15 protein-coding genes and 2 tRNA genes are annotated in these 13,361 nt (G+C 65.4%); 7 read left to right on the top strand and 10 right to left on the bottom strand.

Going from position 1 to position 13,361, the window contains the following annotated elements; genetic code table 11:
• The first annotated feature begins 102 nt into the window (after positions 1-102).
• Positions 103-1,134, top strand: a complete 1,032-nt coding sequence (locus tag ACNJYA_RS15465) for an LLM class flavin-dependent oxidoreductase (protein ID WP_439366799.1) — start codon at positions 103-105, stop codon at positions 1,132-1,134.
• A 24-nt stretch (positions 1,135-1,158) separates the two neighbouring features.
• Here ACNJYA_RS15465 and ACNJYA_RS15460 read toward each other — a convergent pair whose 3' ends face one another.
• Together ACNJYA_RS15460 and ACNJYA_RS15455 are read right to left on the bottom strand one after the other, a co-directional pair.
• Positions 1,159-1,401 carry a GIY-YIG nuclease family protein gene (locus ACNJYA_RS15460; RefSeq protein ID WP_439403199.1) on the bottom strand — a complete coding sequence of 81 codons (243 nt, stop codon included), beginning with the start codon at positions 1,399-1,401 and terminating at the stop codon, positions 1,159-1,161.
• A gap of 95 nt (positions 1,402-1,496) precedes the next feature.
• Positions 1,497-1,582 (bottom strand) — tRNA-Tyr (locus ACNJYA_RS15455).
• 207 nt (positions 1,583-1,789) lie between these two features.
• Here ACNJYA_RS15455 and rlmB point away from each other — a divergent pair.
• Entirely contained in the window at positions 1,790-2,623 is an 834-nt protein-coding gene (rlmB, locus tag ACNJYA_RS15450) for a 23S rRNA (guanosine(2251)-2'-O)-methyltransferase RlmB (RefSeq protein WP_172783138.1), read from the top strand.
• Positions 2,624-2,683: 60 nt separating this feature from the next.
• On the opposite strand, the gene ACNJYA_RS15445 is transcribed toward rlmB, so the two are convergent.
• Together ACNJYA_RS15445 and ACNJYA_RS15440 are read right to left on the bottom strand one after the other, a co-directional pair.
• Positions 2,684-3,184 (bottom strand): hypothetical protein, encoded by a 501-nt coding sequence (locus ACNJYA_RS15445; RefSeq protein WP_439403198.1) that lies wholly within the window; start codon positions 3,182-3,184, stop codon positions 2,684-2,686.
• Positions 3,185-3,225: 41 nt separating this feature from the next.
• Positions 3,226-3,708 (bottom strand): hypothetical protein, encoded by a 483-nt coding sequence (locus ACNJYA_RS15440; protein ID WP_439403197.1) that lies wholly within the window; start codon positions 3,706-3,708, stop codon positions 3,226-3,228.
• A 283-nt stretch (positions 3,709-3,991) separates the two neighbouring features.
• Between ACNJYA_RS15440 and ACNJYA_RS15435 the strand changes: the two genes are divergently transcribed.
• Positions 3,992-4,462 carry a hypothetical protein gene (locus ACNJYA_RS15435; RefSeq protein WP_172783135.1) on the top strand — a complete coding sequence of 157 codons (471 nt, stop codon included), beginning with the start codon at positions 3,992-3,994 and terminating at the stop codon, positions 4,460-4,462.
• A gap of 169 nt (positions 4,463-4,631) precedes the next feature.
• Positions 4,632-4,706: transfer RNA gene (locus ACNJYA_RS15430), tRNA-Thr, on the top strand.
• 374 nt (positions 4,707-5,080) lie between these two features.
• Here ACNJYA_RS15430 and ACNJYA_RS15425 read toward each other — a convergent pair.
• From ACNJYA_RS15425 to ACNJYA_RS15410, 4 genes are all read right to left on the bottom strand, one after another.
• Complete coding sequence (locus tag ACNJYA_RS15425; RefSeq protein WP_212260331.1) at positions 5,081-5,497, bottom strand: GFA family protein; 417 nt, start codon at positions 5,495-5,497, stop codon at positions 5,081-5,083.
• Between the two features lie 201 nt (positions 5,498-5,698).
• Positions 5,699-7,531: an outer membrane protein assembly factor BamB family protein gene (locus tag ACNJYA_RS15420; RefSeq protein WP_439403196.1), complete on the bottom strand. Its 1,833-nt coding sequence runs from the start codon at positions 7,529-7,531 to the stop codon at positions 5,699-5,701.
• A gap of 96 nt (positions 7,532-7,627) precedes the next feature.
• Positions 7,628-8,341, bottom strand: a complete 714-nt coding sequence (locus ACNJYA_RS15415) for a class I SAM-dependent methyltransferase (protein WP_212260328.1) — start codon at positions 8,339-8,341, stop codon at positions 7,628-7,630.
• 259 nt (positions 8,342-8,600) lie between these two features.
• Positions 8,601-10,298 (bottom strand): methyl-accepting chemotaxis protein, encoded by a 1,698-nt coding sequence (locus ACNJYA_RS15410; protein ID WP_439403195.1) that lies wholly within the window; start codon positions 10,296-10,298, stop codon positions 8,601-8,603.
• A gap of 247 nt (positions 10,299-10,545) precedes the next feature.
• Between ACNJYA_RS15410 and ACNJYA_RS15405 the strand changes: the two genes are divergently transcribed.
• The 3 genes from ACNJYA_RS15405 to ACNJYA_RS15395 all read left to right on the top strand — a co-directional run bounded on the left by ACNJYA_RS15405 (position 10,546) and on the right by ACNJYA_RS15395 (position 11,937).
• Positions 10,546-10,749, top strand: a complete 204-nt coding sequence (locus ACNJYA_RS15405) for a hypothetical protein (protein WP_212260325.1) — start codon at positions 10,546-10,548, stop codon at positions 10,747-10,749.
• A 268-nt stretch (positions 10,750-11,017) separates the two neighbouring features.
• A complete protein-coding gene (locus ACNJYA_RS15400; RefSeq protein WP_172783128.1) occupies positions 11,018-11,383 on the top strand; it encodes a hypothetical protein in 366 nt (121 codons plus the stop codon).
• A gap of 299 nt (positions 11,384-11,682) precedes the next feature.
• Positions 11,683-11,937: a hypothetical protein gene (locus ACNJYA_RS15395; protein ID WP_172783127.1), complete on the top strand. Its 255-nt coding sequence runs from the start codon at positions 11,683-11,685 to the stop codon at positions 11,935-11,937.
• Between the two features lie 27 nt (positions 11,938-11,964).
• Here ACNJYA_RS15395 and ACNJYA_RS15390 read toward each other — a convergent pair whose 3' ends face one another.
• Both ACNJYA_RS15390 and ACNJYA_RS15385 read right to left on the bottom strand, forming a co-directional pair.
• The gene (locus tag ACNJYA_RS15390) at positions 11,965-12,207 is read right to left on the bottom strand and encodes a DUF6719 family protein (RefSeq protein ID WP_212260324.1); all 243 of its coding nucleotides are present in this window, start codon (positions 12,205-12,207) and stop codon (positions 11,965-11,967) included.
• A 266-nt stretch (positions 12,208-12,473) separates the two neighbouring features.
• On the bottom strand, positions 12,474-13,181 hold the full coding sequence (locus tag ACNJYA_RS15385; protein ID WP_439403194.1) for an outer membrane protein: 708 nt from the start codon (positions 13,179-13,181) through the stop codon (positions 12,474-12,476).
• Positions 13,182-13,361: the final 180 nt, after the last annotated feature.

The raw sequence follows: 13,361 nt of genomic DNA, 5'->3' as shown, positions 1-13,361 counted from the left end.
CTTTCCCGGATCAGCATTGTCGAAGCCGCCTCCCCGCCCTAGCTGCACCGCAACTATTTCCCTCCCATAAGGGGCCTGTCGCGCCCCGCAGAGACCTCATCGATGACCACACCGCTCGAATTCGGACTGGATACCTTTGGCGACGTCACCAAGAACACCTCAGGCGCCCTGATCTCGCACGCGCAGGTGATCCGCAACGTCGTCGATGAAGCGGTGCTGGCCGACGAGCTCGGCCTCGACTTCATCGGCCTCGGCGAGCATCATCGCGCCGATTTCGCGATCTCCTCGCCTGAAACCGTGCTCGCGGCGATCGCATCGCGCACCAAACGCATCCACCTCGGCTCGGCGGTGACGGTGCTGTCCTCGGACGATCCCATCCGCGTGTTCCAGCGCTTTGCGACGCTGGATGCCGTCTCGAACGGACGCGCCGAGGTGATCCTCGGCCGCGGCTCGTTCACCGAATCCTTCCCGCTGTTCGGCTTCGACCTGCGCAAATATGAAGAGCTGTTCGAGGAGAAGCTCGATCTGTTCGCCGCGCTGTTGTCGCAGCAGCCGGTCACCTGGCAAGGCAAGCTGCGTCCGCCGCTGCGGGATCAGCTGGTCTATCCGCCGGTCGAGAACGGCACGCTGAAAACCTGGATCGGCGTCGGCGGCAGTCCGCAATCGGTGGTGCGCGCCGCGCATTACGATCTGCCCCTGATGCTCGCGATCATCGGCGGCGATCCCGCCCGCTTTGCGTCCTATGTCGAGCTCTATCACCGCGCTTTCAAGGAGTTTGGCCGGCCCGCACAGCCGATCGGCGTGCATTCGCCGGGCTATGTCGCCGAAACGGATGCGCAGGCGCGCGAAGAACTCTGGCCCGACTACAAGGCGATGCGCGACCGCATCGGCAAGGAGCGCGGCTGGCCGCCGATGGGACGCGACGAGTTCGTCCATGAGGCCGAGCATGGCTCGCTCTATGTCGGCGCGCCGGAAACGGTGGCGCGCAAGATCGCGAAGACCGCCAAGGCGCTCGGCATTTCGCGGTTTCAGTTGAAGTATTCGGCCGGGCCATTGCCGCACGAGAAGCTGATGCGGAGCATCGAGCTCTACGGGCGGAAGGTGGTGCCGATGGTGCGGGAGATGATGGGGTAGTGGAATGTTCGTCTTCGCTTTCGCTCACCAGAGTCTCTTCTTCGCGAACGCGTGGCCCGAACCCGACTTCAAATAACGCTCGAAGGCTCTCGCCTTGTGCAAATCCGAGAAGGCCACATAGGCCACCAACTTCCAACGCATGAATTTGGAGGTATGCGATGATTTGCCTGCGTTATGATCCGCTAGCCGCTTTTTGAGGTCCGTAGTCAGGCCAATGTAGCGCTGGCCTCCGAAAGCTCCGCTCTCCAGAAGATAGACATAGTGCATGGACGCCGCCCTCCTTCGCCAAGGCTTCGGAGGGCATCCTGCTTCGCGCAGTGGAAGGCTGCAAATCCTGCGAAGCGCGTTAGCGCGAAGCAGGATGGTGGGGGAGGCAGGACTCGAACCTGCGAAGCCATGAGGCGGCTGATTTACAGTCAGCTCCCTTTGCCACTCGGGACACTCCCCCGCTCGACGGCAGCACAATCGGGCCGGACCTTGCCGGCGGACCGAAGACGGCCATGGAACGTGAAGGCCGCGACAACCCGGATCGGGGCGCGACCGGGCGCGTTTATGGGCGAAGCGGTGGGGCAAAGTCAACCGAGGCAAGCAGCTAAAATCGCCCTCACAAGCACCGAAATTGCCATATTCCGGAACCCGTGACAGAAGCGAGCCCATGAAGGATCGAAAATTCGGCCCCAAGGGGGCTCGCGGCGGGGCTAAGCCCTTCAACAGACCCGGAAAATCGGCCGGCCGACCGGCTTGGCGCGACCGTGATTCGCACGGCGACGGCCCGGTCATTCTCTACGGCTGGCACACCGTCACCATGGCGCTCGCCAACCCGCGGCGGCGGATCCGCAAGCTGACGCTGACCGAGAACGCCGCAAGGCGCCTTGCGGAAGAGCACATCGAGACGCGGGTGGCGCCCGAGATCGTGCGGCCCCAGGAGATCGACCGGCTGCTGTCGCCCGACGCCGTGCACCAGGGCCTCCTCGCTGAGGCCGATCCCCTGCCCTCGCCCGAGATCGAGACGTTGACGCAGGACGGCATGGTGCTGGTGCTCGACCAGATCACCGATCCCCACAATGTCGGTGCCATCCTGCGCTCGGCCGCCGCGTTCGCGGTGAAGGCGATCGTCACGACCGCGCGCCACAGTCCGGAAGCGACCGGCGTGCTGGCGAAGGCAGCCTCCGGCGCGCTCGAGCTGGTGCCTGTTGTCACCGTGCAAAATCTCGCCCGTGCGCTGACGGCGCTGAACGAGCGCGGGTTCCAGACTGTCGGCCTCGACAGTGAAGGCAGTGAGGATATCAGCGACGTCGCGCTGCGCGAGCCGCTTGCGCTCGTGCTGGGCGCCGAAGGCAAAGGCCTCAGGCAATTGACCCGCGAAACCTGCAGCGTCGTGGCGCGGCTCGACATGCCCGGCGAGATCAAGAGCCTCAACGTTTCGAATGCTGCAGTGCTCGCGCTCTATGTCGGCGCGAGCCGGCTCGGGCTGATGAAGCGCTCCTAAAACAAAACGCCCGTCCGCGTCACGCGAACGGGCGCCTCGCTAGTATCAACCGATCAGAGATCAGTAATAGCGGCGCAGCACGCGGTGACCGCCATAATAGTACGGCGCGGCGCGGCGGGCATAGCCGTAGCGGGGGCCGTAGTGCACGCGCGGCAGGTAGCCGTAGCGGGGGCCGTAGCCGTAGCGATACGGACGGAAGTACGGGCGGCGATAGGGATAAGCGGCCGGCGGCGCGACCGCAGCGGCACGATAACCATAGCCGTAGCCGTAATTGGCGGGCGCGACGACCGCGTCCTCGCGGTAGGTCGGATACGGCGCGAAGGCGCCCGGACCCGTATAGGTCGGGCCCTGGTTGACGTAGTAATACTGCGTGGTCGGCTCGGCGAGACGCTCATAGGCGGCGTAGCCGTAGCCGTAGCCATGTCCGCCGCACCCGGTGTTGCAGCCGGTATAGACCGGCGCCACCGGCGCGCACGTGGTGAAGCCGCAGGCCGCGGCCGGCGCGGTGGCGGCGAACATCACGGCAGCTGCCGCGACCAGTCCCGAAATCATCTGACGCATTATACTCTCCTGTTGATTTCCGTTTTTGGTTGTCACGTTTCTCAACCCGGCGGCCTGCCGGATATCTCTGTGCGCGGCCGCGGCCGCGGAGGCCGAGGACGGTCGTTGATCTCGGGCGCGTAGATCACCGGCGGCGGATCGACGGGCGGGTCCATCTGCGCCGGCAGCGGCGCGGACGAGGCGCCCCAGCTCTGGTGATAGCTCTCGGCGGGTTTGGGCAATTTGCGGTTCGCCGGCGGCTCGACCTCGAGCCGGCCGTAGCCCGGCCGCAGGCCGAGCGTCGGATAGTAATGACCGACGTCGTCGGGCTGCCGCTCGGCGATATAGCGTCCGCCATAGATCGTGGGCTGCACCTGCTGGCCCTTGCCGAGACCCCAGGTGCCCTCGACGACGGCATAGGACGCGTCGATGTTGTTGATGATGACGGGCACGCCGGGACGGCCGGGCACGACAATCTCGAAGCCGCCGGCAAACGCCGTCGCAGGCAGTCCGATCAGAAAGGCGGCGAGCGCCACGGCACGCATGAGGAGACCCCGGTTATCCGGGCGCAACCTAACCGATCGCGACGCAGAGAGGGTTAAGGCCTGCTCACCAAATTCCGGTAAGCCTAACGTGCAAGGATTGCACGCCGCTCAAATGCTGTACGGCGAGCTAGCGAAGCGTTAACGGCGCGGAACCGCGCGGCTGGAACAGCGCACGCTGCTCACATCGGTTTGACGGTTCGCAGTCGAAAAATCCCAGGGTTGCATCGGAACGTCCTGCGCCGTCGGCGTTTAGCTCCTGTCAACAAAATGGGAGCGAACAACCATGACCATCAAGCTTCTCGGGGCCACGGCGATCGCAGCGACCATGCTGGCAGGCTCTGCCATGGCGCAGACCGCCGTCAATAATCCACGCTGTTCGGCGCAATTCCCCAACGCCAACTGCCAGACCCTCGGCCCCGCAAAGGCATCAACCGATAGCGGCTACCGCCACCGTCGCATGTCCTATCGCCAGACCAACCGCGATTGGAATAACGACTGGAACAGGAGCCCCACCGGGTTCTGGCCGACCGACGTCGCGGCCGGCGTCGCCGGCGCCGCCATCGGCACAGCTGGTGCGATTGCCACCGCCCCATTCCGCGCCTGGGACAATTCCTACGCCTATGACAATTCGTGGGACCGCGGCTGGAACAATCGTAGCTGGGACACCCGCACCTATGCCCAGCGCAACGGCTTCGTCTGTACGCCCGGCACCTGGTTCAAGGGCGCAGACGGCCGCCGGCACATTTGCCAGTAAGGCAGCTTGATCCGAACGCCACACATCGGGCGGCCGCGAGGCCGCCCGATTCACGTCTTGCGACGGTGACCTCCCGGTTCTGGCACTTTCCGATCAAGTCTGGTATTGCGGCGCGCACGGGTGGACGGCCCCGGCGCGAGCCGAGCTCCGCCCCTGCCTCCCAGGCGTCGCCGGCTTAGCTCAGCGGTAGAGCAGCGGTTTTGTAAACCGAAGGTCGGGGGTTCAATCCCCTCAGCCGGCACCATTGGTTGAGCCGACACCCGTCGTGGCCTGACGCAAGAACCAAATCGTCAGTTCGGCGTTTCCTCGTTCACCATAGAGCCGTCTCGCGGAGGTCTAGCGATGGACCCGAATGATCGGACAGCCTTAGTCTTAGCCGCTGTCGGCTTGGCCATCGCCATTGTGGTTGCATCGACAGTCACGCTAGAGCACGTCAATACCCGTACGGCCAGCAGCGACGCACCTCCCGGAACGGTAGGACTCGCCAGGCCTCACCCGCCGCTGGACCGTGCTCCTGGTGAGGCGATACAGACATCAGGAGCGCCGTCCAACGCAAGTCATCGGCAGCGGCCTTGACCGGACACCGGCCGCGCCGAACCAGCGCTCGAACCCTGTGCCTCAGCCTGAACTCTTGCGCGCGCTGCTCTGTTCGAAATGCTCGACCGAGCCGCCGATCTCGACCCAGGCATGTTTCGACTGCTCGAACACCGATCTCGTCGGCGCCGGAAAATCCGGATCTGCGATCGCGCCAACGGCAACGCCGATCATGTCAGGCAGATTGTCGGCTTGCCAGTAGACCGTCGAGCCGCAGTCGGGACAGAAATATCTGCAGACCTCGCCGCCGCTCATCGCGGTTCGGACATACGACTTGGATACTCCAGAGATCGTGACGGTCTCTGCGGCATAGAAGGCACCGACGCCGAACGGCGCGCCGGTTCGTCGCTGACAGTCGAGGCAGTGACAGGCAACGACGAGGCGCGAGGGTCCCGGAAGCGACAGCGAAAGCGCGCCGCAGCTGCATCTGGCATCGATCATCGAATCTGATCTCCCTCATTGGCTGGCTGCGAATTGAAAAGGTTACGTTCGCGCTCAACCTCCGTCATTGCGAGCGCAGCGAAGCAATCCAGACTGCCTCCGCCGAATGCTTCGCTGCGCTCGCAATGACGCGTTCGCGGCGGTAACCTCAATCCGTCTGCAAACGCGCTGCAGCGCGTCCGGGACACCGCGGCGAGATTGTCACTCCGTCCCGGCCTCGAATGCCAGCAGCACGTTGCCGGCGACGCCGCTCCACTGGCCGTAGCCGGAATTGGTGTAGAGCATGCCGCCGGCGATGACGGGACCGGGGCCGTCGATCGCGCCGCCGCGGGCAGGGACCCCGTTCACCGCCTTGAAATCCCGCGCGGTGTCGAACTCCCAGAGCAGCTTGCCGTCGGTGGCGTAGGCGCGCAGGAAGCCGCTGACGCTGCCTGAGAACACGACACCCGGGATCAGGCTCACCGCCGCCGAGAGCGCGGGGCTGCATTGCGGGCGATCGCCGCAGGCGACCGGCGGCACCTCCATCACGACTCTGCCGCTGGCAAGGTCGAGCCCGAACAGGCCACCGCCTTGCGTGGAATCGAGCTGCCGCGTGCCGTCGCGCTTGAAGCGCACGTCGGAGTTGGCGACATAGATGCGCTCGCCGTCCGCAGCCGAACCCCATTCGCTGCCGCCGAGCGCACCGCCCTTCCCGATCCGGGTCTGCCACACGATCTTGCCGCCATCGTCGGGATCGAGCGCGTGCACGACGCCGGATTTCTGCGCGATGGCGAGAATGCGCCTGCCGTCGCGCAAGGCGACGAGGATCGGCGACTGGCCGAAATCGTGATCGGGCCCGGGCTGGTCGGGACAATTGGTCTTGTCCATGCTGAAGCAGGCGACGACGAAGGCGTCCTTTGGCGTCGCCTGCTGCGTCCAGAGCAGCTTCCCGGTTGCAAGATCGAACGCAAGGATCGCATCGGCGGTCGCGGCCGGCGGATTCGAATAGGAATTGCTGGTCGCCACATAGACCGCGCCGCGCTGGACATCGATCGTCGGCGCCGACCAGATGGCGGCGCCGGATGGTCCGAACAGCTGCGTGCCCTTGGCATTCTTGCTGGTCGGATGCGGCATCTCGGGGATCGTGTACGCCTGCCAGATCATCTTGCCGGTCGCGGCCTGCAACGCCACCACGCTGCCGCGGAAGGTGCAGCATTCGTAGGAGGCTTGCGAGCCGGCGGCTTCCTCGAGCGAGGACACCGGCACGTAGAGCACGCCGGAATGCAGCGTCGGCGCGCCGGTGATGCGTGCGGCGGCATGCTCCTCCACCTTGGCCTTCCAGATCAGCGCGCCCGTCAGCGCGTTCACCGCATAGGCATTGGCGCGCAAATCGCCGAAGAAGATCGCGAACTGATCGGAGCCCGGAAGCGGCGCAAAGCTGATCGCGGCGCGCACCGCCGCATCAAGCGCCAAGGTCCACAGCGTGCAGCCGCTTCGCGCATCGAGCGCGTGGACCTTGCGATCAGTGCCGCCGATGAACAGCATCCCGCCCACGATGGTGGGCGGCGCAAACGACACCGAGGCGCCGGGAAAGGCATAGGCCCATTTCAGCCGCAAATGCGGCACCTGCACCGCGGTCAACCCGGCCATGTCGGCCGGCTGGAAGCGGCTGTTGCTGGCGTCAACGCCCCAACCGTTCCAGCGCGGACCGTCGAGGGCTTGCGGAAAGCCGCCCGCCTGCTGCACGCAGCGGCCCTCCGCGTCGGCGGCGGCGCTGCCCGTCGGCATCTTGCCGGTCACGAACGAGGCGATCGCGCGGCGTTCGGCATCGCTGCGGTCCTTTGCCATCGCCGCCATGCTGCCTGTCGTCAACGTCCCCAGCACGTGGTCGAACGACATCGCCTGCAGGGCGGCGCGACCCGGCATGCGGGTCTGGGCATCGCCGTCGTGGCATTGCGCGCAATGCGCGGCATAGAGCGAGGCGCCCTCCTGCTGCGCCAGCGCCGGCGCGCTGCACCAGATCAACAACGCGGCCAAGACGGCACGTATGCTCATGGTGGGCTCCGGCGATGCGAGGGGAGATCGCTTCACGCAACCAGAAGTCTATCCCCGGCGCGATCGTGGATACAATGGACGTTGTGCCCGCCGCTGTCAGATATCCGCGGCCATGCGGACAGAATCCGGCAATTCCTGCAGCCGCCACAGCCCGAGGCTCTTGTCGCGCCAGCCGCCGCCGCCCTCCTCGCAACGCTCATCGATCAGCGCGTGCGGCGCCGGCCAGCCGAACGGCGCCTTCTCCAGGTTCAGCGCCCGCCAGTCGCCGTCCTCACAATCGTGGTTGTCGTCCCATTCCGGAAAGGTCGTGACGAGCAGATATTGCGCGCCGCTCTCGCGAAAGCGGGCGGTGGCGCGGGCGATGTTCTGAAAGCTCAGATGCACCAGGCAGTCGCGGCACAGGATCAAATCAGCGCGCGGCAGCGCATCACGCGTGATGTCCGCAACCAGGAATCGGCCGGCGAATTCGCCGTCCGTCACACGCCGGTTGTTGGTGGCGATCAGCGAGGGCACGATGTCGATGCCGATATAGTCGAGGTCGAGCTTGACGCGGCCGATCCAACCCGCATCGCCGCAAGGTGCATCGAGCAGCGAGCGCACGCCGAGCCGCTGCAGCAATGGCGGAAGCGCGTCCTGGATGGCCGCGGTGGCAAGGTCCTCCGAGCCGAGGCCCGATACCGAGCCGGCAGCGCCCCAAAGGTTCGTACGCTCGATCCGCTCGAACCGCGCGGCGAGATCCAGCCCTGAGAAATTGTCACGGTCGGCGACGAAGCGCTCGTGGGCGAGCACGGGAGGACGATCGGGGATCATGGGGCGAGCCTCTTCCGGTGCGGGCACAGTATACAACCCAGGCGAACTGTTCAAAATTGCCTGGCAGCAAACCCACGAAGCGTTATTCGTCCCGTCCAGATCCCATGCGCTCCACCACTCCCAAAGAGAAGGCCAAGATCGTCGCCGGCGCGGTGACGGCCGTCGTCATGACGACCATGCTGTTCGTGTTCGCGCTCGGCCTTGTGCTGCCGCATTAAGCGCGGTCAGCGCCGGCGGACGAAAGCCGCGGTACGACGGCTTACGCCGAGCGCACCGTGCGCAGGAACTTTCCGACCTCGTCCTTCAGCCGGGTGCTGTCGCTCGCCAGCATCTTGGCGGTCGAGAGCACCTGCGAGGAAGCCGAGCCAGTCTCGGCGGCGCCGCGCTGCACATCGGTGATGTTCGAGGAGACCTGCTGGGTGCCGTGCGCGGCCTGCTGAACGTTGCGCGAGATTTCCTGGGTCGCCGCGCCCTGCTCCTCGACGGCCGCAGCGATGGTCGAGGACACCTCCGAGAGCCGCTCGATCGTGGCGGAAATGTCGCGGATGGCGTTCACCGATTCCTGGGTCGCGGACTGGATGCCGGAAATCTGCTGGCTGATCTCGCCGGTCGCCTTGGCGGTCTGCTCGGCCAGCGTCTTCACCTCGGAGGCGACGACCGCGAAGCCGCGGCCGGCCTCGCCGGCACGCGCCGCTTCGATCGTGGCGTTCAGCGCCAGCAGGTTGGTCTGGCCGGCAATGGTGTTGATCAACTCGACGACATCGCCGATGCGCGTGGCCGCGACCGAGAGCTCGCTGACGCGCTCGGTCGTGGTGCGGGCCTGGGCCACGGCTTCGCCCGCCATCCGCGCCGATTCCTGCACCTGGCGGCTGATCTCGTTCACCGAGGAGGACAGCTCTTCCGTCGCGGTCGCCACCGACTGGACGTTGCCGGTGGCTTCACCGGAGGCAGCGACGACGACCGAGGTCAGCTCCTGGGCGCGTTGCGCGGTGGTCGCCAGCGTCGAGGAAGACGCCTCGAGCTCGGTGGAGGCCGAACCGACCGTGTCGATGATCTCACCGACCGCGCGCTCGAAACCGTCGGCAAGATTGATCATGTCGCGGCGGCGCTGCTCGGCCGCCTGCTTCTCTGCTTCGGTCTGCGCGGCCTTGAGACGCTCGATCTCGAGCCCGTTGGTCTTGAACACCTCGACCGTCCTCGCCATGTCGCCGATCTCGTCGCGGCGATCCTTCTCGGGCACCTCGGTCGTGAGATCGTTGCGGGCGAGGCCCTCCATCGCGAGCTTGAGCCGGGCGATCGGCTGCGACATCGCCTTGAGGCCGATGAAGAGCGCGATCGCGATGCCCAGGATCAGGCCGCCGGCGCTGACGCCGATCACGGTCCAGGTCGCGGCATGAGCGTCGCGGTTGATGGCATCCTTGCGCTTGGCAACGGCCTGGCCGGTCTCGGTCGTGAACTGCGCGACGCGTGCCAGGGCCCCATCGAGCAACGGATCGCACTCCTTGTGCGCCCGCTCGGCGGCCTTGGCGTTCTCTTCCGTGGTGCTGGCCTGCGATCCGGCCTTCAGCACCGGGTCGCAGCCTGCGAACGCCGCCTTCAGCTGGTCACCGATGCTCTTGATCTGGCTGGCGCGCGCCGGATCATCCTGCTCCGCCGCATCCAGGTATTGACGGATCTCGTCCCGGTTCTGGTTCGCGATCTTCAGGCGGGCGGCATTGCCAGCCTCGGTCGCCTCAGTGAAGACGGCATAGAGCGCGGCGTGATAAGTCTCCGCGCGGCGCTGGGCGCGCGCGAGGCTGAGAGCGGAGGATTGCGCGGCGGCGAGTTCGCCGAAGCCGTCGACCGTCGCGGATAGCTCGCGCAGGCCGAAGCCCGCAACGGCGATCATCGCGCAGCCCATCACCGCCACGATCAGCGCCACCTTCCACACGATCTTCAGATTGTTCAAAAAGCTCATTTCAGCCGCCCAATGATCTCCGACTCGCAGCACCGCGAGCAATTCCCAGCGGTGGGATTGGAACCAGCGGACGTTAAGAATTGATACCAAGTGACAGGAGTAGTCTTACGGAAAAATAACGCTTTGGCACCCCGTCGTAAGCTTGGCGTAAGCTTCAGCCTGTTTTCGCGTCGGAGAGCGCAGGCCCGGAACCGGCTCCGGCGTCAACCGTTGTCGGCGCATGCGGATCCAGGAAGAAAACCGAAACATGATTCTGCTGGCGACGGTGACGCTGTGCTGCAGCGCCGTGGCCGGGACGTTGGCGCTGTTCGAGCCGATGCGGGGACAAGCGTCCGATAAGCTGGTCGCCGATCGAGCCGTGATCGACCTCACCACGCGCATGCCTGCTCAGATCCCGGTTCGGGTGGTCGGCGCGCCGTTCGAGCCCAACGTCAATCCGCGCGAGCGGTAGCGCTCACCTCGGCGAAGCCTTCGCGCCCTCCTCGGGCCGGCCGTGAACACGTGCCAATTCCTCGACAAACGCGATCACCTCCGCCCGCTTGTCGGGCGGGAGCGTCAGGAACGCGCGGATGAGCCTCAGGCCCTCCGCCGCGTTCGGGCGTTCTTTCGATGCATCCATCTGCCCAGTGTCGGACCACCGGGAAAATTATGCAATCCCCTGCAAACTGCCTTGATTCGAAGCAGCCGCTTTGCTGGAATGCGCGCGGCTGAGGTGGATCATGAAATGGATCAGGGAGCGCGACGCACTGATCGCGCAGACACTGGCGTTCGTCCAATCGGTGACCAGCAGGAAGGATGACGTCCTTCAGCCGGAGACGCCTGCATCTGGCCCCGCCGTTGCAGTGGAGATCGTCACCGTGGAGGCGGTCGAGGTCGAGCCGCCGCAAGCCTCCCTTCCGCCGCGGCCCGCGCCTCTGCTGCCGCGGACCAGCGGCGATTTCCGCAGCGAGATGCAGGCCCGCATCGCCAATTTCCGCAAGCACCAGGAACGTTTCGAGCGCGAACGTGAGGAATATTGTGCGGCGACCCTGACCAAGTTGCGTGCCGCCATCCGCGACGCCTCCGGGCCACCGGCCGAAAAATAAGGCCCGCCCAGGGACCTACAGCCAGGACCAGACCAGCCAGAGATTGGCCGCGCAGGCGCCGAACAGCGCCAGCGTGAGCGGCAAGAGCATGTGCCCGCAGGATGTCTTCAGGTCGCTCGTCATGGCGGAAAACATCCGCTGATTCCGGCCGACGAGTCCCAGGGATTCTTTTTTCCGGGATTCAGGACTCGTTAAGGACTCACGGACCGCCCGCCACGATCACGCCCCCGTGATCGGCCCGATGGCCGGAACCCCTCACCCCGTGAGCTCGTTAACGGGCTTTCCTGGAGTCGGGATGCATGCCCTACGCCCTGTTCTGCAACGACGCCCAGATCAGCAAGGCCTATCCGAGTGAGGCCGACGTCTGGAAGCTCGCCGAGCGAAGTGGTCTCGTCGTGGACGTGACGGCGGACGAGGAGCGGCCGGGACCGCGCCGGGTGCTCGACAACGACTACAAGATCGAGCCCTGCCAGGCGGCCCAGGGCGAGGACCCCGCAAAGAACAAGGCGGAGGCCGATCGGCAGTCGAGGATGGAGCTCGAGCTGAATTCCTGAGCTCCGGCACGGAGCCGGAGCGAAAGCTCAGGGGGTGGCGGCCGCAAGCGAGGCCTGCTCGCCCGGCATCGGCACGCAGGCCTTGCGGCGGTGCAGCCCGCGGATGGCGCCCGTCACCTTCAGCACCTTGCCGGACGGACAGGAGGCGTCCTTGACGAAGGCCACCTCATACGGTGCCAACATCAGAGGCTCGGATCTGAGGATTGTCTGTGCAGAGCACGGCAGGCAAGAGAAGCACGAGAGCGCCACTGCCGACACCAAGATACGCATGTCCGTCGTCCCACCAGCCCGGTAATTGTCATATAACGCGTTCCGGAGCGCGAGTTCCGTAAATCGCAAAAATTATTTTTGCTTTACACCGGCCCCATGACGCGCGTGAGAATGCGCGCCAGCATCGTTTGCAAGCAAATGACGCGCCAAATGGTTCACGGAATGCAAATGAAGGCGCTGCCGGGACGCAGATCGGCAAACGAAAGGCCGGCGGAGCCGGCCTTTGTCAGGTCTTGGATGTTCAGGTCTTGGATCGGCGCTGACCGTCAGTACCGCGAGGCGGCCGGGCCGCCCCAGCCGAAGCGGTAATTCACACCGGCCTTGACGGTATGCTCATCCTCCCGACCACGAACGCCGACAATGTCGGCCGGGCCGGAGGTGAAGGTGGTGCTGCCGAAATTGTAATACTGGTACTCGGCCTTGGCCGACCAGTTCGGCGCGAACATGTATTCGAGGCCTGCGCCGACGGTATAGCCGTCCTTGTTGTTGCCGGTGGTGGTGAAGGCCTGCGGCACCCCGGCGATGTTCACGCCAAGGCCGTTATTCCGCCAGGCATAACCGCCCTTGGCGTAAAGCAGCGTCGGTCCCCAGGTATAGCCGACGCGACCGGTCACCGACCCGATCTGGTCGGTGTTGGAGGTCACCTGGGTGCCCAGCGGGAAGGTAACGCCGTTGTTGTTGGTTGGCAGCCAGGAATACTGGGCCTCGATACCCACCACCCAGTTGGGCGCGAACTGGTAGTCGAAGCCGCCCTGCACGCCGCCAAGGAAGCGGGCGTCGCTCGAGCGGAAGCTGTTGTCGCCGGCAAACGCGCCGCCGACATGGCCGCCGATGTAGAAACCGGTCCAGTTGTAGATCACCTGCGGCGGCGTATAGGCCGGCGCCTTGGTGTAGGTGCGCGGCTGCACGTCTGCGGCTGCGGCCGGCGCGGCCAGCGCAAGCAGAGCTGCTGCACCCAGCAAGATCGATTTCATGATCATCCCCGTTCTTTCATTTACGACACTCGGGAAACAACGTGGCGTGAATTGGGTTGCTTCGCGGCAATGCCGGAACGTTGATCGTTCGTGACTGTGACGGGTCGGCAACAACACGATTTTGTTCCGTCACGTCGCGCTGCGCCGGCTGTTTTTGTCGCCAGCGCAAGGCTCGCCGTT

Source organism: Bradyrhizobium sp. BLXBL-01 (assembly GCF_051853025.1).
Lineage (GTDB): Bacteria > Pseudomonadota > Alphaproteobacteria > Rhizobiales > Xanthobacteraceae > Bradyrhizobium.
Note: the sequence above shows the minus strand (reverse complement) of the source record. Positions and strands in the feature narration are given on the sequence as shown.